Here is a 20,333-nt window from a genome sequence, read left to right as displayed (position 1 = left end):
CGATAGTAAATAACTAACTTTTGATACAATTTGCAGAATCAAAAATTATAAAATCCATTTTCTTTACAATGGCTTATTGCGTTAAAACCAATAACTTAGAGCTCAACCAAAGCATAAACCATTAATTAATTATTAACCGTATTTGCATGATAAAAAGTTTACTCAAAGCGTTTAAACTATCTACCTTATTGTTACTGTTTTTAGGTGTTGGCTGTTCAAAAAAACCATCCGGTCCAACGCTTTTCAAGTTGCTTGATGCTTCAAAAACCGGCATCGATTTCAAGAATACCATTACCGAAAGTGACAGCATCAACATCCTCAATCATCCGTATCTGTATAACGGGGCCGGCGTTGGCATTGGCGATTTTAACCACGACGGCTTACCCGACGTTTACTTTGCAGGCAACATGGTGGCTAATAAATTATACATCAACAAGGGCGCACTAACCTTTAGAGACGTTACCGATGCCGCAGGTGTAGCCGGGAACGGCGACTGGTACGCTGGCGTATCTGTAGTGGATATCAACAACGATGGCTGGCCGGATATTTATGTTTGTTCATCGTTCAAAAGCGATCCAAATCATCGCAAAAACCTGCTGTACATTAACCAGGCGGCCAATAAAGATGGGGTGCCGACTTTTAAAGAATCGGCAGCTGCATACGGCCTGCAGGATACCGGCTATAGTACCCAGGCAGTATTTTTTGATTACGATCACGATGGCGACCTGGACATGTACCTGCTCACCAATTTTTTAGGTAAGGAAACACCGGTAGCCTATCGCCCCAAATTAACCGATGGCAGCGCGCAGAATAATGACCGTCTTTACCGCAATAACGGCAACGGCACGTTCACCAATGTAACCAAAGAGGCAGGCATCCTGATAGAGGGCTTCGGCAACTCAGTATCGATATGCGATGTGAATAACGATGGCTGGCCGGATGTTTACGTGGGCAATGACTTTATATCTAACGATGTACTGTGGGTGAATAATAAAAACGGCACGTTTACTAATCGTGCAGGAGAGTATTTTAAACACACGGGCTGGTCAGTAATGGGATCGGATATGGTTGATATCAACAACGATGGCAAGGCCGATCTGGTATCGCTGGAGATGCTCCCCGAAGAGAATGTTCGCAAAAAAACCATGCTCGTAGGCGATAACTATATCACCTATATCAACAATAAAAAATTCAATTATGAGCATCAGTATATCCGTAACGTACTGCAGCTAAATCAGGGACAAACGCCCGCAGGACATCCGCAGTACAGCGAGATTGCCTACCAGGCAGGTGTTTATCAAACCGATTGGAGCTGGACTCCCCTCGTGGCCGATTTTGACAACGATGGCTATCGCGATATGATGATCACCAATGGATATCCCCGCGATGTTACCGATCTGGATCACGCCCTTTATAGTAACGACCAGGGCCGTACCGTTAAAGAAAATACCACTTTGGCCGCGGCCGATTCATTCCCGGTAGTGAAAACACCGAGCTATGCTTTCAGAAATGCAGGCGGATATTTGTTTAAAGATCAATCGAAAGATTGGGGTATTGTAAAACCCACGTTTTCAACCGGCGGTGTTTATGCCGATTTGGATAATGATGGTGATCTTGACCTGGTGATCAACAATATAGATGACGATGCTTTTGTTTATGAAAACACCGCCAACAGCAAAACACAGGTGGCTAAAGATCATAACTACCTGACCGTTTCCTTACAGGGCGATAGCAAAAACATAGGTGGTATTGGTGCAACCATCCGGATCTACTACAAAGGCAATCAGCAATTTTACGATCAGCAGCCCTGTCGCGGCTACATGAGTACCGATGACGCCCGCGGGCATTTCGGTATCGGCTCATCAGCTACGGTCGATTCGCTGCGCGTGCGCTGGCCCGATGGCAAAACCCAGTTGCTTACCAATGTAAAAGCTAATCAAACACTCGCATTGCAATATAAAAACGCGTCGGGTTATTTCCCGTCTGATGCATCGGGCAAAATCATTCCTGTGTTTCAGGACGTTAACAATTCAACAGGCATAAAATATGTGCAGCAGGAAAAAGATGCCATTGACTACAACATACAACCCACCCTACCCCATAAGTTGAGCCAATATGGGCCTGCCATTGCCGTTGGTGATATTGATGGTAATGGCTATGACGACCTTTTTGTTGGAGGATCGGCAGGCAACAGAGGTGTATTTTTTATGCAGGATGCAAGCGGCCATTTCACCATGGATAATAACCGCTTTGTAAACGAAGAAATCAAAGACGAAGAGGATATGGGCGCTTTGTTATTTGATGCCAATGGTGATGGCTTCCCCGACCTGTACATCGCAAGCGGCAGTTATGAGTTTCAAAAAGGCCATACCACCGCTCAGGACAGGCTCTATATTAACGACCGCAAAGGCCATTTTACCCGCGACCTTGCCGCTGTGCCCGTGGAATATGATAACGGCTCATGTGTACGCGCTGCCGATTTTGATGGCGATGGCGATCTCGACCTCTTTGTGGGTTCAAGATCGGTTTCGGGTGCATACCCTTCATCACCGGTTAGCCATTTGCTCAGGAATGATGGCGGCAAATTTACCGATGTAACCAATGAACTTTGCTCCGATTTGACCCACGGCGGCATGATCACCGACGCCTTATGGTCGGATTTTGACAAGGACGGTAAAGTTGATCTGGTTGTTGTTGGCGAGTGGATGCCTATTACTTTCTATAAAAACAATGGACATGGGTTCAGCAAGATCAAATCGGGCATAGATGACCATGTTGGCTGGTGGAACAGCCTTGTTGCCGGCGATTTCAACAATGACGGCAATATCGATTATGTAGCTGGCAACCTGGGTCAAAACTCCAATTACAAAGCATCGTTTGAGCAGCCCATGACCATTATGGGTAAAGATCTGGACGGCAACGGTTCATTCGATGCCATGATATTTTGTTACCTGAAAGATGAAGACGGTTCACAAAAACCTTTTCCGATGCATACCCGCGATGACCTGATCAGCCAGGTGATCTCCATCCGTAAAAAATACCCAAGCTACCGCGGATTTGGTCATGCTACCATGAATGACCTCTGGACAGAAAAAGACAAGGAAGGTGCTGTCATCCTTAAAGCAAATGATATGAATACCAGCCTTATCACCGGTAAAGGCACTGGTACATTTAGTATCAGTGCACTACCGCAAGATGCGCAGATGGCCCCTGTTTATGGTATGATAGCCAAAGACGTTGACCACGACGGCAACCTCGATCTGGTAATGGTTGGTAACGACTTCGGTATGGAACCTTTCACCGGCAGGCATGATGCATTTATGGGTTTATACATGAAAGGCAATGGAAAAGGCGGCTTTGCTCCGCTATCGGTAGCCAATAGTGGTATTTATGTTGCAGGGGATGGTAAAGCGCTCGCAAATATCCAATCGGCCAAAGGTGACCTATTGGTAGCAACCCAAAATCAGGATAGTGTTAAGGTATTCCGCAATAATGGGGCTAACATTGCTATGCGGTATATCAAATTAAAACCTGACGATTTTTATGCGGAAATTAACCTTAAAAACGGCAGCAAAAAACGTATTGAGTTTTATTATGGATCAACGTATTTGTCGCAATCGTCAAGGGTATTGGAATTAGATGGTAATGCTGGTGATGTGACGATAACAAGTTATAATGGTAGAAAGAGAAAGGGCTAAATATTCCCTTATAAGACTTACGAAGTTTTAAAAACTTCGTAAGTCTGGATTTCGCTCACCCCTCTACCCGGCTCATACTTGCGCTTGTTTGCAACGAGCGCTTCATCTGGCATAGCGTTTATAACGCGATACAATCGCCAAACCATATTAAGCACTCGTTGCAAACAAGCGCAAGAAAGACCCTCTCGAGAGGGGGAGCGGTGGAACGAGTGGTAGCAGGGGTGTGTTATATAAGCGATAAGCCGCACATAGAATAACACACCCCTCCACCCCTCTCGAGAGGGGAATCGCACAATCCCACGCTTTTTTAAGAGTTTTTTTGCCTTAAGTTAACGGCTATGGGCTCCAGCCGAGTGGCAATCATTTCCAGGCCTCTGGCCTGCTACTCCGGTTTCGGCGGCCAGAGGCCGCTTGATAGTTACCACCCGGCTGGAGCCGGGCGGTGGCGGAAAGGATAGCACAGGTATTGGGATTAAAAACAAAAATGCCCGGGCAAATTGCCCGGGCGTTCTCATTAATATCTAAACCAATATTATGGTTTTGTTTTACTCATTGCTGAAATGCCTGCATCAATATACTGACCTCCCTGAATTTGGTTACAATGGATCGCTATCACATTTTTACCATTCAACCGCAGGGCATCCTTGCTTTCCTTAGACATTTGGATGATGGCATAACCTGAAGTATAACCTTCTTTTACGGCAGCCTTAACACCGTTGATATAAACTTCGCAGGCATCATCATGATGTAGTGACAGTACCAGGTCATCCTTATTTACGCCGGATACATTCAGCATAAACTCCTGCCTGATCCAGATATCTTTACCATCCCAAACAGTTTTTACTACAGCACCCGGTGTATTGGCAGTGCCAAAACCGGCTTCGCCAGATTTCCAGGCGTTGTCGTCAAACTTTTCGCCAAACCAGTCATCAGCAGGTTTGTCAAAAGTATATTTCCAGGTACGTGCTTTTTCTTTTGATGACGGCAGCACCTCGCGGATATACTCTTCATCGTGAATGACCTTATCATTTGATGCTTTGATGGTTGCAACCGGGCCTTTTACTATCTCCCTGTCGTAGGTAAGCAAGCCGTTCAGCTCAACTTCTACGTCGGTAGTTTCAGTGTATACCGCGGCGCTTAAGCCTTCGTTGGTTTTGTAGATCACCAGGTCATTAGCAAACTCATCATACAAATTTGTATAAGCTTTTTGGTTATCCATCATGATATAAGTCGGGCCTGTTTTCCAAACGTGACCCGGGATGATGTAACCAATACCGCCGTACTCGCCGCATGCCAATACCTGTGTCTTACTCGACGGAGCAGCAGGCGGCGGATAGCTGTGGATATCCAGGAAATCGCCCACGCCAAAATGGTTACCACCGCTGGCCTGGTTAATAAGCCTTGAATTATCCAGTTTACGCACCAAGCTAACCAATTCAGGTGTATTGTGCTGTCCTTGTGCCTCGTTGAATACCACCCAAGTTACAATAGAAGGCGAATTCCAGTGGGTTTTAACCATACGGGTAAGTTCTGAAGCGTAGGCAGCTGTATCTACCGGCGGCGTATGTTCAGTATATGAATTTGCCGATGGCATATCCTGCCAAACCATCAGGCCCAGTTTATCGGCCCAATAATACCAGCGGTATGGCTCAACCTTAATGTGTTTGCGCACCATGTTATAACCAAAGTTTTTGATCATTTGCAGATCGTTCTTGATGGCTGCATCGGTAGGTGCGGTATAGATCCCATCTGGCCAGAACCCCTGATCTAACGGACCGATCTGGAACAGGAATTTATTATTCAGGAACAGTTTTTTGTAACCATCCTGCTCGCCTACCGAAATTTTACGCATACCTGCGTAACTGCTCACAGCATCAACCTTTTTACCGCCTTTTTCAAGCGTAATGTCCAGGTCATACAAAAACGGTGAATCTGGCGACCATAGTTTAGCGTTAGGAACAGGTACTGTAAACTCCGCATTGGGTTTGCCGGAAGCTGAACTTACAACTTTACCGCCATCTTTTACTTTTACACTAACGGTGTAACCGGCAGCAGTTGCAGCATCAACATTCAGCTTCACTACTGATTGATCAATATCCGGTGTGATCCTGATATCACTGATATTTACAGCAGGAACAGGCTCTAACCAAACAGTTTGCCAGATGCCAGTGGTTGAGGTATACATAATTCCCTGTGGATGCAGTGTTTGTTTACCGCGTGGGAAACCGCCGTCATCGGTAGGGTCATAAACACGTACGGTGATCTCTTGTTCACCCGCACCTTTAATAGCTGATGTAATATCATAGCTAAACGGATCATAGCCGCCTGTATGTTTACCAAAGCTTTTGCCGTTAACAAACACTTCGCTTTCATAATCAACCGCACCAAAATGCAGCAGGATATGTTCGCCTTTCCATGATGTAGGAACTGTAAATTTACGACGGTACCAGATCCTGTCGTGTTGTTCCATTACGCCAGATAATGCCGATTCAACCGGAAAGGGCACCAGGATAGTCTTCGACAACTTGCCTTTTGGAACAGCTTCACCGGCAGTTCCCGGCTGATACTGCCACAGGCCGTTTAAGTTCAACCATTTTTCGCGCGCCAGTTGCGGGCGGGGATACTCTGGCAAAACGTTCTTCGGGTCCACATCCCTGGCAAAGCGCGTCATTAAAACGGCCTTTTTAGGATGCCATTCCTGCGCCTGGGCAAAATATGGAAGCGCGGCAGCAGCGATAACAATAAACTTTTTAATGTTCATAATTTGAGGTGATAAAGCCGGCCAAACAGTTCCGACAAACCATTTAAACCGGCCGTATTGGCTTTTGAATTAATTATTTCGCACTAAAAATATAGGATAATTTGAAGCGATTTTAACGTTTAGTTACGTTTGATTGGTTTTGAAGAAAAGTTGATACGATTTGTTGCAGGAAGATTCCCCAAAATAAGAAGCAGGAAAGGTATCGGCCTTTCCTGCTTCTTATTTTGTAACATTCCTTATAGTAGAGACGCATCACATGCGTCTCCCGTCAGGACAAACGCACCTCCGCAATTGATCTGCATACCGGAGACGCATGTGATGCGTCTCTACAATAAAACTACTTCGCCGGCTTCACGCCTTCGCTGGTCATGACAACCCGTTTGATGCTGCCATCTTTGTTATAATACAAATAATCGATACAAACCGAACGGTGAAAACTGCCAGCATCAGGCACCAGCGCTCCATTGTGATATATAAAATACCATTTGCCTTTAAAATCAATTATAGCCTGGTGATTGGTGTTTGAGTTTCCGGCAATCTCATTGATGATCCCTTTATACTCCCATGGGCCGTTAATATTCCGGCTCATAGCATAAGCTATCTTTTCGGGAAACTCATAAGCGTACGACAGGTAGTACCAACCATTACGTTCGTGGATCCACGGCGCTTCGGTGTAATGTGGCAAGGTGATGGTCTTGATCTCGCCGTCAAGTTCGGTCATGTTGCTTTTGAGTTTGGCATAATAGCAAATGCCATTGCCCCAAAACAGGTAGGCCTGTCCGTCTTTATCAATCATAACCGTCGGGTCAATGTCATCCCAGGAATGCTTTACGGCTTTGGTCATATCGTTGGTAACCAAAGCACTGCCGCGGGCATCCTTAAACGGCCCCAGCGGACTATCAGATACCGCTACCCCAATAGCTTTGCCATGAATAGTAGCATGTTCAGCAGCCACATACCAGTAAAATTTACCATTCCGTTCTATCACCTGCGACGCCCAGGCATCATCTTTTGCCCACTTAAATTCTTTAACATTCAGTGGTGATGGGTGCTCTGTCCAGTTCACCATATCGGTCGAAGTGAAGCAGGTCCAGTCATGCATGGTATAGCCATTATGTCCCGGCGCTGCCTCATCATGCCCGGTGTACAGGTAAACTTTACCCTTATAAACCATAGCCGCCGGATCAGCAGTATATTTATGCCTGATGATAGGATTACCATCGGCGTGGAAAGTGGTATCACGGGGAGCGGCTTGGGCTGAGGCTAAACTGCCGACAGTTATGACTAAAGCGATTATTTTTTTTGATATTTTCATAATGTCCTTATCGCATGTTCAAGCGTCCACGCTTGAATAATACAAAATGTGAGCATCCACGCTCAAGTTATTAGTTATTTCAGGTGTGCGTAAGCGTGGACACTTACACAAAAATAGGTTCAAGCGCCGACGCTTAAACCTGCGGAAATAAAAACCATGTCATTGCGAGGAGGAACGACGAAGCAATCACGTAGCTATGCAGGTCGGACATGCATGAGCTACGTGATTGCCACGCTATCGCTCGCAATGACATAAGTTTATTCAATCGATTTAACCTATTTCCCTATCACCGGCCATCCATCAACCCAATCCAGTTTTTCTACCCTCAATTTTGAAATCCCCCTATCCGCAGCGTCATAGCCGTGGAAGATGATATAATCAACCCCATCAAAAGTGCTTACACCATTATGGCCTACACCATACCAATTGGCATCACCGGCCAGCAGGATACTGCCGCCGCCTTTGTTCATGGCAATACCGTCCTTATCCAGGTACGGCCCTTTCAGATTTTTTGAGCGACCGATGATCATTTTATAAGTGCTCTTCGGCCCCTTGCAGCAATAATCTATTGAGGCAAAGAGGTAAAAATATTTATCGTGTTTAAAAATAAACGGCGCTTCAATAGCATTACCGCCCGCATCAACCGGGTTACCATCAACAGCCGGAAGATTTTCGGAGATGGCTTTTCTGCGGGTAGCGATAGTTGGGATCTTATCAAGATCTTCTGCAATGCTCAGCCTGTCTTTATTCAGCTTCACCAGTTTCAGGCCATCCCAAAAGGAACCAAATACCAGATATGGTGTGCCATCTTTATCGGTTATTAAATTAGGGTCGATAGCATTCCAGTTAGTTTTGCCGGGGATGGATTGGATCACTTTACCATGATCAACCCACTTATAGTTAGGATCATCGGTATGCAGCGTTGTATTTGTTGCCAAACCAATGGCCGAAGTATTTTTGCCGAAGGCTGATACCGAGTAGAACAGGTAGTAAGTACCTTTATACAATGAAATATCCGGTGCCCAGATGTGGCCTTTAAAACCGGGGATAGCATCAACCGCCCATTGCGGGGCTGTTGCAAATACCGGTTTCTCGGCCTTCCAGTGTACCCTATCAGTTGATGACCACATAGCGATTCCATTTCCCGTGCAGAAAATATAATATACGCTATCCTGCCGGGTCATTACCGGGTCGTGCACCGATATATTAGTCCTTAGTTCCTGGGCATTACTTATAATGCCCGGGAACAATAAGGATATGATCAGAAGGATCTTTTTCAATTGCTATTTATTTTTAAGCCTCACTATTTTAAACGAGTACGGTTCAATTGCCAGTTTCAGGGTATTGCCCGAAACATCAACCGTACTTTCTACAGGACTAACTGCTGTAGGTGCGGTCAATGAATTTTCGGCGTCCTTGTTATCAGCTTTCAGCGTAGTAACGGTAGCTTGCTTTTGATAACCTTTTGAACCTGTAATTTTAAAGCTTACGTTTTGTGCCGATGTGCTGGTGTTCACAAATTTGATCACCAGTTCGTTAGTGTTCTTATCCAAACTGGCGGTAGCATAGCTGTCATTTTGCCCGGCTACAGCTTCGTTGTTCAGGGTAAGCGGCACTACATCTGTACCTTTGTTTAGCGAAAACAATTGCTGCACATAGTAATTTGGCGTGGCGTAGCTCTTCAGGTTATCAAACCAGATCAGGTTTGGTGTCCACTGCCAGCCATCTACATGAGCAAAAAGTGGGGCGTATGAAGCCATGTTCACTACATCGGCATTACGTTCCAAACCGGTCATGAAAGCCGCTTCAGAAAGTGCGCATTCCCAGTTGTTTTTATTTTGCGGACTTACAGTTGCAACACTTTGTGCAGCATATTCGCCAGCGAAGATCTTAGGGCCTTTACGATCGTAATTATCATAGCGGCGGGCATTCTCCCTGAACCATTTTGGCGGCGCATAATAATGCTCATCTAAAATGTCGGCTCCTAAACTGCGGAATGTTTTATTCAACAGATCAAACTCTTTACCATCCGGCGATGGCCCTAAAGCCGATACGATCTTGATATTCGGATATTTAGTTTTAATCGCTTTGGTAAAAATTTTCCAGCGGTCAACATATTGCGGTCCCCATTGCTCATTGCCTACACCTATCATTTTTAAATTAAAAGGTGCCGGGTGACCGAGATCTGTACGCAGTTTACCCCATTTAGTGCTGGCATCGCCATTGGCAAATTCAATCAGGTCGAGCGCATCCTGTACATAAGGATCAAGCTTATCCAAAGGCACCAGCTCAGCCGTATTAAACTCGCAGGCCATACCACAATTCAAGATTGGGAGTGGCGACGCACCGATATCTTCGGCGGTCATGAAATATTCCATGAAACCCAAACCAAAAGTTTGATAATAATCGGGTGCAGGGCGATGCTTAAATTCCGTATTCCAGCGGTTGATGATGTTCTCGCGTTTATCAACCGGGCCTATTGTTTTTTTCCATTGATAACGGTTATTTAGCTCACGTCCTTCAACAATACATCCACCGGGAAAACGTAAAAAGCCGGGCTTTATATCGGCCAGTTTTTGTACCAGATCGGCACGCAAACCACCGGGACGGTTTTTCCAGGTATGCTCGGGGAACAGGGAGATCATATCCAGATCAATGACGCCTTTGCCGCTCATCCAAACATACAGTTGCGCTTTTGGTGTTGTAGCACTTGATTTAAACTTTACGCTGTAACGGTTCCATTCTTTATCTGTTGGCGTAAGCTCGGCTTTACCTATAATGGCGTCATTATCGCCGTGTAGCTCAATGTTCAGTTTTACGTTGGTATCCCCTTCCTGTTTTGCTATAACCGAAAAGCTGTATTCCTCACCTTCATTAACACCCATCCCGCCGCGAAAACCCTCGTTCGAGAATCCGTAAAAGCCAGCGTCGCTTGTAATATAGCTTTTTATAAAATGGGCATTCTCCGGCCGTTCAACAGCACGGTTGATCACTTCTGTTCTGCCGTCCCCCCCGTCCTTTTTCTGCTCTTTCCATCCCATCAGGGGCATATTGAACTCGAATGAGCGATTTTTCACCAATTCGGCATAAACACCACCATCTGCCGCAAGATTAATATCCTCAAAAAATATCCCATACATGGTAGGCTGAATGTGTGCTTTCACCTTATCAGCTGCAATGGTATATTGTGTTTGCGCATTTGCCATAGTAAAAATACCGGCAGCGCACAACGTTAAAAAAGTCCTTTTTAACATGGCTTACTTATTTGGAAAATTTGTAGATGGTAACGGTATGGTAAGTTTGGCCCGGCTTTAACACAGTCGAAGCAAATGCCGGTTTGTTTGGCGCATCCGGAAAATGCTGTGTTTCCAAACAAAATGCCGAGCGGTAAGGATAAGCTTTCCCCCCTTTGCCATCTTTGCTTTCGCCGGTTAAAAAGTTGCCCGAGTAAAACTGCAGCCCTGGTTCTTCGGTAAATACCTCCATAGTGATACCGGTAACGGTACTTTTAGCTGTAGCAACCGGGGTAGCCAGGTCATGTTTGTTTAATACAAAATTATGGTCATAACCTTTACCATTTTTCAATTGCTCATCGGCAGTGCCAATGTCTTTACCAATAGCTTTAGATATGGTAAAATCAAACGGAGTGCCTTTAACAGGTTGTAATTTACCGGTTGGGATAAGTGTGGTATCCACAGGCAAAAATGCATCAGCATTAATTTGCATTACGTTATCGGTGATAGTAGGACTGCCCGCACCATTCAGGTTAAAATATGCGTGGTTGGTTAAGTTAACTACGGTAGGTTTATCCGTAGTGGCTTTGTACTCTATTTTAAGCGAATTATCATCGCCCACAGTATAAACTACAGTAGCTGTTAAATTGCCGGGATAACCGCCTTCCCCATCTTTTGATACGTAGGTAAGCTCCAGTTGCGAAGCACTTAGTTGTTTAGCCAAAAATACTTTGCGGTAAAAACCATTAAAGCCGCCGTGCAGTGTATTAACACCATCGTTTACATCCAGCTGATAGGTTTTACCGTCCAACGAAAATTTACCTTTTGCAATACGGTTGCCATAACGGCCGATGATGGCGCCGAAAAAAGTTTCCTTTGGTTTCTGATAGCTTTTCAATGAGTCATGCCCCAAAATAACATCGGTAGGTTTACCATCTTTATCGGGTACCAGTAAGCTTACCAGCCTGCCGCCATAATTGGTGATAGCCGCTGTTACGCCGCTGTTATTTTTAAGGGTGAATAGTTTTACTTTTTGCCCTTGTACATCGGCCTCAAAGTTTGCCGAATCGGGTATAGTGTGGGTAGTTACCGAAGTTGAATCGTTCACGGTTGAATCAGTTGTTTTTGGATTACTGTTACAAGCCGCAAAAAGCGCTGCCGAACAGCTTAACATCATTAATAAATTCCTGTTATTCTTCATAATTTGAGGTTTTAGCTTGCCTTTTTACAGCACTGCCGTTTAACATTTATAATTTCCGGAGCAAATAAATTGGTTTAACTGATGGTTAGGGATCAGCGAGACCAATGTATAAAAATTAATTTATAATTGTTAAAAAAACACTTAAAATATTTAATTAAAAAAAGCCCGCCTCGCGCGGGACTTTCTTATTCAAAAATCAAATATTTTAACCATTTACCAGAACTTCACATAAAGCATGGTAAGCAGTATAAGTGTAACTATAATTAATGCCATGGTCGATTTTTCAACCTTGAACATGCTGCGCGGAATTTCGAGCGCTTTAGGGTTAACCTTCGGTCCGGCTAAACTGATACCTATCGTTACGATCATAGTGAACAGGAATGATAGCCCCATACAAATCAGGAAAGGGATCTCATACCCGCCTTTGCCGTTCGGGAAAGCCGTGTAAAGGATAGTTTCGTTACCAAACAGCCTTGGCGCGTAGTTATTGAACAATACCGACATACCAAAGCTTGTTAAAATACCTGCTATCGCAGCTGCGCTGGTAGTACGTTTCCAAAAGAAACCTAAAATGAAAATAGCAAATATGCCGGGGCTGATAAAGCCTGTATATTTTTGAATGAAGGTAAAGCCGCCTTCACCGCCTATGCCTAACAAATCTTTCCAGGTAAGTATGATAGAGAATACCAGGGCCGCCACAATAGTAAGCCTTCCGAATACTACCATACTTTTTTCGCTGGCTTCTTTATTGATATGCTTTTTGTAAATATCAAGCGTAAAAATGGTAGAGATACTATTTGCTTTACCCGCCAACGATGCCACAATTGCAGCCGTAAGCGCCGCTACCGAAAGTCCCTTTAAGCCGGTAGGTAAAAACCCAAGGATAGCCGAATAAGCATTGTCTATTTTAAAATGACCGCCGGTTGCCATCTCCTGCTGTAATGCGCCGTTCTTGTATAATACATAAGCTGCAATACCCGGTAAAACCACAATTACGGGCATAGCCAGTTTCATTAAACCGGCAAATAAGATACCTGTACGAGCAGTTTTCAAATCGGCACCCAAAGCACGCTGGGTAATGTATTGATTACAGCCCCAATAGTTCAGGTTCACGATCCACTGGCCGGCAAAATACATGGCAATACCAGGCAGGGCCAGGTATTTATTGATCTCTTCCTGCGGCGCACCCGGTTTAGGTTTAGCCATCATCATTCTGAAGTGATCAGGCGCATCGCTCATCATTTTGTTTAAACCGGCCATCGCGTCTTTACCCAAACCAAAATGCTCGCTCACCAAAGTAAGCGCGATATACGTTGTGGCCAGACCGCCAATAATCAATACTAAAACCTGTATCACATCGGTAAAACCGATAACTTTCATACCACCCAGGGTAATGAACAATGCGAAAATTGAAAGCGCAATGATAATTTCATGCAGGTATCCACCACCCATCAGGTTGTTGATAGCCAAAGCACCCAGGTAAAGTATAGAGGTAAGGTTCACCAGCACGTACAGCAACAGCCAAAAAATGGCCATAATAAAGCTCACCGTTTCATTATAACGGTTGTGCAAAAACTGCGGCATGGTGAAGATCTTATTCTTCAGGAAAATGGGGATGAACCACACAGCCACAATGATAAGCGCAATAGCGGCAACCCATTCATAAGCTGCCACAGCAAGGCCCACTTCAAAACCCTGGCCGCTGGTACCTATAAATTGCTCGGCCGATATGTTTGATGCAATTAGCGAGGCCCCGATAGCCCACCAGGTGAGTGAACCTTCGGCCAGGAAAAAGTCATGACTATCAGATACGCCTTTGACCTTTTTACGGCTGTACACCCAGTACCCGTAGCCCGTAACCACAATAAAATAGATTACGAAGATCACGTAATCGATAGTTGCAAATTTGTTCATTATTAGGTTTAAAATTTAGTTTAGTTTGCCCCTCCCAACCCTCCCCTAAAGGGAGAGGGCTTTTTAAAGCATTGGTTAAGTTTATATTCTTCTCATTTTTTTCTGAACCAGAATTAACGAATTGACAGAATGCTAAGCGAATTCGACAAATTCTTTAATTCCATAAAATCGAGTTCAGAAAATTCCGAAATCGCACATCCGAAATCTCAAATTCAGGATGGCGTTGCCTGCGGCCGGGCTATCCGCTCATACTGCACAAGGCCTTAGCCACGGGCCGGTATCCGCTCCTATCCCTAACGCAAACTGCGCAAATTCCTTCATCATCGCGTCATTGCGAAGTACGAAGCAATCCCTGATATGCAAAGCCCATCTGTATAGTTTGGGATTGCTTCGTACCTCGCAATGACGGTTTATTTTCAGACTTACGAAGTTTTAAAAACTTCGTAAGTCTTTTTAAGTCCCCCTTTCAGGGAGAGATTTAGAGGGGGCTATTTATAAGCCGCATCATTCCACCTGATCTCGTTCCTGAACTGATCAAGTTTAGTATCCTTACCAATGCGTAAAAACTCGATACCAGCCATATCAGCGAAATCATTGATCAGCTCGGCCGACAGGTTTTGGCTGTAAGCTGTGTGGTGTGCTCCACCGGCATAGATCCAGGCTGCACAACCAGTTTTCATATCAGGCAGTGGTTTCCAAAGCACCCTTGCAACCGGCAGGTTTGGCAGGTCTTCAACCGGCTCAATGGCTTCAACTTCGTTAACGATCAAACGGAAACGGTTGCCCATATCCACAATTGATGCATTAAGGGCAGCGCCACCGGCTACGTTAAATACCAAACGTGCAGGATCAGCCTTGCCGCCAATACCCAATGGGTGAACTTCTAATGATGCTTTACCATTAGCTAAGCTGCTGTCAACCTCCAGCATGTGCGAGCCTAATACCAGCGCATTGTTCGGGTCGAAATGGTAAGTATAATCTTCCATGAAAGCGTTACCGCCAGGCAGGCCGGCACCCATTACTTTAAAGGCACGTACTAAAGCAGCAGTTTTCCAGTCGCCTTCACCGGCAAAACCGTAACCATCGGCCATTAAACGTTGTGAAGCAATACCCGGTAACTGGATCATGCCATGCAGATCTTCAAACGTATCGCTGAAACCTTTAAAGCTGCCATCCTGTAAAAACTTGCGTAATCCAAGCTCAATTTTAGCTGCGTCATAAACTGATTGATACCTTGCACCACCTTGTTTAAGGTCGTCGGCCATGGTATAAGTAGCCTCGTACTCATCGGTAAGGGCTTTAACTTCGGCATCACTGATGCTGTCAACAACAGCAACCAGATCACCAATGCCATAAGTATTCACTGCGAAACCAAATTTCAATTCGGCCTCAACTTTATCGCCATCGGTAACAGCTACAAAGCGCATGTTATCGCCAAAGCGGGCAAATTTTGCACCTTGCCAATCGTACCAGCCGGCAGCTGCACGAGTCCAGCTTTCAATGTCTTTCAACACTTCGCTGTCCTGCCAGTGACCAACAACTACTTTGCGGTTAATGCGCATACGTGATACCATGAAACCAAATTCCCTGTCGCCATGGGCGCTTTGGTTCAGGTTCATGAAATCCATATCGATTGAGCTCCATGGAATATCACGGTTGTATTGAGTGTGCAGGTGCAGCATCGGTTTTTTAAGGATGCTTAAGCCCCTGATCCACATTTTGGCAGGCGAAAAAGTATGCATCCAGGCAATAACACCGATACAGTTTTCGGCAACGTTAGCTTGCTGTAAGGTGTTATAAATTTCTTCGGTTGATTTAACAACAGGTTTGTATACCACACGTACAGGGATATTGGCAGCACCATCAATACCTTTAGCAATTTCCTGCGAGTGCTCGGCAACTTTTTTTAGTGTTTCTTCTCCGTATAAATTCTGGCTCCCGGTAATGAACCATACTTCAAATGTTTTCAGATCGATCATATATGTCAATTAGTGATTTAGCGATTTATTGAATTAGTGATTTAGTTTTTTGGTGACAGCCTGAATAGCGCCGCACCGTGTTTGTTAATTTTTTGCTGATAGCTTGCTTTATATTGGCCAACATCCTGCTTTTTCCACAGGTCGCGTACAGTTACTTTACCTTTCAGGCCCAGGTCTTTGAAATTCAAGGCTACGGATTTGTCATCATCACCGATATTGAAAAAGGCCGCATAAATGTCTTTACTGCCTGGGATCTGTGAATACCAGATCATAGCACCATTTTTTTTGTATAGTTGTTTTGGACTTGATCCTTTTTGATTTACCGCAATTACTTCGTCATTGGTAAAAAGATTCAACTCAAAATCGCGGTTTTCGGGCAGGTTGCCGCCTATCATCAGGGGCGAGCGGAAGATACTCCAAAACGTCATGTGGGTATACTCTTCATCCTCGGTAAAGCGACTGAAGCGCTCCTGTCCTACCGGACCACGTTTACTCAGCTTACCGATCTGGATCATATCACAATCGGGCCAGTGACCGGGGCCGCTTACGCCTTCCCAGCTTTTGGCATAATCAAACATATGCAAGATCTCTTTCCAGTTATCCCAAAAATCATCGGCCATGCGCCACATATTGGCATATTTGGTAGCATGTGCAGCCTGTGCAACCGGGGTTTCGCCGGGCGAAAGGCTTAGCACAACCGGCCTGCCGCATTGTTGAATGGCTTTCTGGTAACCTTCAACCTCTGCATTACTGTATGGGCGCGAAAGGTCATCCACCTTAATAAAATCAACTCCCCATGAGGCATAAAGCTCCAGCAGCGAGTTCAGGTATTCCTGCGCACCAGGCTTTTTCATATCCAAACCATACATATGGTTCATCCATGGGCATTTTGAGTTGGTATCGGCCACCATATCGGCAGTGATGCCATTGGTTCCTTTTACCGGCGATTTTGACCAAACGGCCTGCCTTGGGATACCGCGCATAACGTGGATGCCAAATTTCAAACCTTTACTGTGGATATAATCGCCCAGCGGTTTAAAACCGTTACCGCCAAAAGCCGATGGGAATTTGGTAGGCTGAGGTGTAAGACGGCCCCATTTATCCATAGTAAGCCATGGCACATATGAGCCATCCTGTAAACGTAACTGGAATGGGTTGCCGATGTTACTTCCCGGAGGGTTATCGTACGACCATAAAAAATCCACAACTACATACTCCCAGCCATGTTGCTTGAGATGTTCTGCCATGTAGTCGGCATTGGCCTTAACTTCATCTTCATGTACTGCCGAACCAAAACAGTTATAACTGTTCCAGCCCATAGGCGGTGTAGCTGCTACCTGTGCCGATAACCGGGTGCAGGCGAAAAAACAAAGCAGCAGGAAAAAAGCGGCGTACTTAAAAAAGCGAGGGATGTGCGATTCCCCTCTCGAGAGGGGTGGAGGGGTGTGTTTTTCCGCTTTGCTATACCGCTGGTATAACACACCCCTGCTATCGCTCTTTCCCTCCGCGTCCCCTCTCGAGAGGGGAGCTAAAAAAGTTTCCATCTTTCTCATATTTATTGTCCGTAATATGAATCAGGTCCGTGTTTGCGTTCGTAATGCTTTTTGATCAGCGCATCTTTTAAGCGTGGGGCGCTTTTATCAATTTGCTCGGTGAGGTAGGCCATTTGGGCAACAGCTTCCAGCACGGCGCTGTTGTAAACCGCTTTTTCGGCAGTTTTGCCCCAGGTAAATGGTGCATGGTTACCCACCAATACCATTTCAACCTCTTTATAATCCAGTCCTTTTTCTTCAAAGCATTCCATGATCTGGAAACCGGTTTGGTACTCGTAGTTGCCTTTGATCATTTCATCATTCATGGGTGGGGCGCATGGTATATCAACCGTTAAATGATCGGCATGGGTGGTACCAAAGATAGGGATATCACGTTGCGACTGTGCCCAGGCGGTTCCGTAGGTAGAGTGCGTGTGCACAATACCGTTGATGCCATCCCAGTGTTTGTATAGCACAGCATGTGTTTTGGTATCGCTTGATGGGCGTAGGTCACCTTCAACAGTATTTCCGTCAAAATCAACAATCACCATTTTCTCCGGCGAAAGGTCTTCATAAGGTACGCCGCTTGGTTTAATGGCGAATACGCCCAATTCCCTGTCGGCAGCGCTTACGTTGCCAAAAGTGAACAGCACAAGGCCAAGTTTAGGCAGCTGCATGTTGGCATTATAGGCACTAAGCCTTATATGATCATATTTACTCATTTTGTTATTATGCGTTTTGCAGTTCAGGATTATTTTTCAGGGCAACCTCAGCGGCAACAAACCTGCCTAATGTGCTGTATTGATTATAACGCTGCTGATATACTTCTTTCAGCGCAATGTTTGGCTCGTATACTACGTCAAAACCACGACCCATAGCAGCCATGGCTTCTTCAACAGTTGGGTAAATTCCTGCTACAACCGCTGCAAACATCGCCGCGCCCAAAGCACAGGTATGTTTAAACTGGTGAATGCGGATAGGCATGCCCAAAACATCGGCCATCATTTGCATCACGAAAGATGATTTTTTAGCCACACCGCCAATACCAATGATGCCTTTTACCGGGATACCTTCGCTGATAAAGCGGTCGACAATGCTTTTGGCACCAAAGCAGGTAGCCTCGGCCAATGCACGGAATACCCTTGGTGCATCGCTGCCCAAACCTAAACCTGTGATAGCGCCTTTTAATTCCTGGTTAGCATCGGGCGTACGGCGACCATTAAACCAATCAATAGCCAGCTCATTGTTTTCTTCAATTGGCAATAATGCTGCCTGCCTGCTGAGTTCTGGGATGATCATTTCAGAAATTTCTTCATTCAAAGCTTCGGCAGTAGCCGCGTCAATTACCTGCGATTGTGAAAGCAGGTTATTTAATGGCCAGGCCAGGATGTTTTTAAACCAGGCATAAGTATCGCCAAAGGCTGATTGACCAGCTTCTAAACCTGCCATGCCCGGGATAACAGAGCCGTTAACCTGCCCGCAGATCCCGCGTACCAGCTTGCCTTCCATCTCTGACGATGGGGCCACCAAAATATCGCAGGTTGAGGTACCCATTACCTTACTCAGGTGGTAAGGTTCAATCTGGCCACCAACAGCGCCCATGTGCGCGTCAAAAGCGCCGGTACCTACAACTACATCGGTTGAGAGTCCCAATATCTCCGCCCACTCTGCGCTGAGGTTTCCGGCTGCTTCATCGGCAGTGTATGTATCTTCATATAATTTATCCCTGAAACCAGCCAGTAGCGGATCAAGGGAAACAAAAAATTCTTCAGGAGGCAGACCGTCAAATTCCTCGGCCCAAAGGGCTTTATGCCCTGCAGAACAACGGCCGCGTTTAATAGCCTTAACATCGCTACCACCTGTTAACAGGAAGGGGATCCAGTCGCAATGCTCCACCCATGAGGCAGCGGCATCACGTACGCTTTTATCAACCCTTAGCACATGTAGTAACTTGGCCCAAAACCACTCAGATGAGTAAATGCCGCCAACATATTTCAAATAATTGGTATCAAATTTTGTAGCATGCTCGTTGATCTGCGCTGCTTCTTTAACCGAGGTATGATCTTTCCACAATACAAACATGGCATTGGGGTTAGTTTCAAAACCCGGAGTTAGGGCAAGCGGGGTACCGGTGGCATCAACCGCTACAGGGGTTGAGCCGGTGGTATCAACAGAAATGCCTTTTATATTTTTTGCGATGGCCTCGCCGCCGGCCTGTGCTATACAATCTTTAATGGTGGCTTTAAGTCCGTCGATATAATCCTGCGGATGCTGGCGAAACTGATTTTCGGCAGGTACGCAATACTTGCCATCACGCCAGCGGGGATAATTAAATACTGATGATGCTATTTCTTCTCCATTGGCCGCGTTCACTATAACGGAGCGCACGGAATCGGAACCGTAATCGACACCGATCACTAATTGGTTATTGCTCATATAAAGATTTATAATTATTGTCGAAATAACACTTAATTTTTGACAAAGAGAAATTTTATTTAAAATTTTATTCGGATAAAATGCATTAATGGCATAGCAAGACCAGCAACCCTGTAAAAAAGTTACTACACAGGCAAAACAACCCTAAAAATGGTTGTGAAAGAGAATAAACCCGGAAGCAATAATTAGTGTTGTTTTAACAATATAAAAACATCAAAATAAAGCGGATTCGCCGTTTTGGAATGGTAAAACGTTTAATTTCCG

11 protein-coding genes are annotated in these 20,333 nt (G+C 45.2%); 1 reads left to right on the top strand and 10 read right to left on the bottom strand.

The features are described 5' to 3' along the window. The first annotated feature begins 146 nt into the window (after positions 1 to 146). The gene (locus tag MTO98_RS05025; RefSeq protein WP_243485522.1) at positions 147 to 3,698 is read left to right on the top strand and encodes a VCBS repeat-containing protein; all 3,552 of its coding nucleotides are present in this window, start codon (positions 147 to 149) and stop codon (positions 3,696 to 3,698) included. Between the two features lie 532 nt (positions 3,699 to 4,230). Here the strand turns inward: MTO98_RS05025 and MTO98_RS05020 are convergent. From MTO98_RS05020 to MTO98_RS04975, 10 genes are all read right to left on the bottom strand, one after another. After that, on the bottom strand, positions 4,231 to 6,459 hold the full coding sequence (locus tag MTO98_RS05020; protein WP_243485521.1) for a glycoside hydrolase family 2 protein: 2,229 nt from the start codon (positions 6,457 to 6,459) through the stop codon (positions 4,231 to 4,233). Between the two features lie 337 nt (positions 6,460 to 6,796). Further along, entirely contained in the window at positions 6,797 to 7,774 is a 978-nt protein-coding gene (locus MTO98_RS05015) for a glycoside hydrolase family 43 protein (RefSeq protein ID WP_243485520.1), read from the bottom strand. A 275-nt stretch (positions 7,775 to 8,049) separates the two neighbouring features. After that, positions 8,050 to 9,054 carry an arabinan endo-1,5-alpha-L-arabinosidase gene (locus MTO98_RS05010; protein ID WP_243485519.1) on the bottom strand — a complete coding sequence of 335 codons (1,005 nt, stop codon included), beginning with the start codon at positions 9,052 to 9,054 and terminating at the stop codon, positions 8,050 to 8,052. Positions 9,055 to 9,057: 3 nt separating this feature from the next. Further along, a complete protein-coding gene (locus MTO98_RS05005) occupies positions 9,058 to 11,028 on the bottom strand; it encodes an alpha-L-arabinofuranosidase C-terminal domain-containing protein (protein WP_243485518.1) in 1,971 nt (656 codons plus the stop codon). Between the two features lie 7 nt (positions 11,029 to 11,035). After that, positions 11,036 to 12,208 (bottom strand): aldose epimerase family protein, encoded by a 1,173-nt coding sequence (locus MTO98_RS05000; protein ID WP_243485517.1) that lies wholly within the window; start codon positions 12,206 to 12,208, stop codon positions 11,036 to 11,038. Positions 12,209 to 12,421: 213 nt separating this feature from the next. Then, positions 12,422 to 14,122, bottom strand: a complete 1,701-nt coding sequence (locus tag MTO98_RS04995; protein ID WP_243485516.1) for a sodium/solute symporter — start codon at positions 14,120 to 14,122, stop codon at positions 12,422 to 12,424. 488 nt (positions 14,123 to 14,610) lie between these two features. Then, positions 14,611 to 16,101: an L-arabinose isomerase gene (gene araA / locus MTO98_RS04990; RefSeq protein WP_243485515.1), complete on the bottom strand. Its 1,491-nt coding sequence runs from the start codon at positions 16,099 to 16,101 to the stop codon at positions 14,611 to 14,613. Positions 16,102 to 16,142: 41 nt separating this feature from the next. Then, the gene (locus MTO98_RS04985) at positions 16,143 to 17,654 is read right to left on the bottom strand and encodes a glycoside hydrolase family 27 protein (RefSeq protein WP_243485514.1); all 1,512 of its coding nucleotides are present in this window, start codon (positions 17,652 to 17,654) and stop codon (positions 16,143 to 16,145) included. Positions 17,655 to 17,656: 2 nt separating this feature from the next. Further along, the gene (locus MTO98_RS04980; RefSeq protein ID WP_243485513.1) at positions 17,657 to 18,355 is read right to left on the bottom strand and encodes an L-ribulose-5-phosphate 4-epimerase; all 699 of its coding nucleotides are present in this window, start codon (positions 18,353 to 18,355) and stop codon (positions 17,657 to 17,659) included. 7 nt (positions 18,356 to 18,362) lie between these two features. Continuing rightward, positions 18,363 to 20,069 carry a ribulokinase gene (locus tag MTO98_RS04975; RefSeq protein ID WP_243485512.1) on the bottom strand — a complete coding sequence of 569 codons (1,707 nt, stop codon included), beginning with the start codon at positions 20,067 to 20,069 and terminating at the stop codon, positions 18,363 to 18,365. Positions 20,070 to 20,333: the final 264 nt, after the last annotated feature.

Origin of the sequence: Mucilaginibacter sp. SMC90 (assembly GCF_022811725.1) — a bacterium.
Taxonomy (GTDB): Bacteria; Bacteroidota; Bacteroidia; order Sphingobacteriales; family Sphingobacteriaceae; genus Mucilaginibacter.
The sequence above is the reverse complement of the archived record's forward strand: the minus strand, read 5'-3'. Positions and strand labels throughout refer to the sequence as shown.

What these genes read in the sequence shown, in the direction of transcription:
- MTO98_RS05025 (WP_243485522.1), top strand. Translation starts at nt 147, where the DNA reads ATGATAAAAAGTTTACTCAAAGCGTTTAAACTATCTACCTTATTGTTA.
- MTO98_RS05020 (WP_243485521.1), bottom strand. Translation starts at nt 6,459, where the DNA reads ATGAACATTAAAAAGTTTATTGTTATCGCTGCTGCCGCGCTTCCATAT.
- MTO98_RS05015 (WP_243485520.1), bottom strand. Translation starts at nt 7,774, where the DNA reads ATGAAAATATCAAAAAAAATAATCGCTTTAGTCATAACTGTCGGCAGT.
- MTO98_RS05005 (WP_243485518.1), bottom strand. Translation starts at nt 11,028, where the DNA reads ATGTTAAAAAGGACTTTTTTAACGTTGTGCGCTGCCGGTATTTTTACT.
- MTO98_RS05000 (WP_243485517.1), bottom strand. Translation starts at nt 12,208, where the DNA reads ATGAAGAATAACAGGAATTTATTAATGATGTTAAGCTGTTCGGCAGCG.
- MTO98_RS04995 (WP_243485516.1), bottom strand. Translation starts at nt 14,122, where the DNA reads ATGAACAAATTTGCAACTATCGATTACGTGATCTTCGTAATCTATTTT.
- araA (WP_243485515.1), bottom strand. Translation starts at nt 16,101, where the DNA reads ATGATCGATCTGAAAACATTTGAAGTATGGTTCATTACCGGGAGCCAG.
- MTO98_RS04985 (WP_243485514.1), bottom strand. Translation starts at nt 17,654, where the DNA reads ATGAGAAAGATGGAAACTTTTTTAGCTCCCCTCTCGAGAGGGGACGCG.
- MTO98_RS04980 (WP_243485513.1), bottom strand. Translation starts at nt 18,355, where the DNA reads ATGAGTAAATATGATCATATAAGGCTTAGTGCCTATAATGCCAACATG.
- MTO98_RS04975 (WP_243485512.1), bottom strand. Translation starts at nt 20,069, where the DNA reads ATGAGCAATAACCAATTAGTGATCGGTGTCGATTACGGTTCCGATTCC.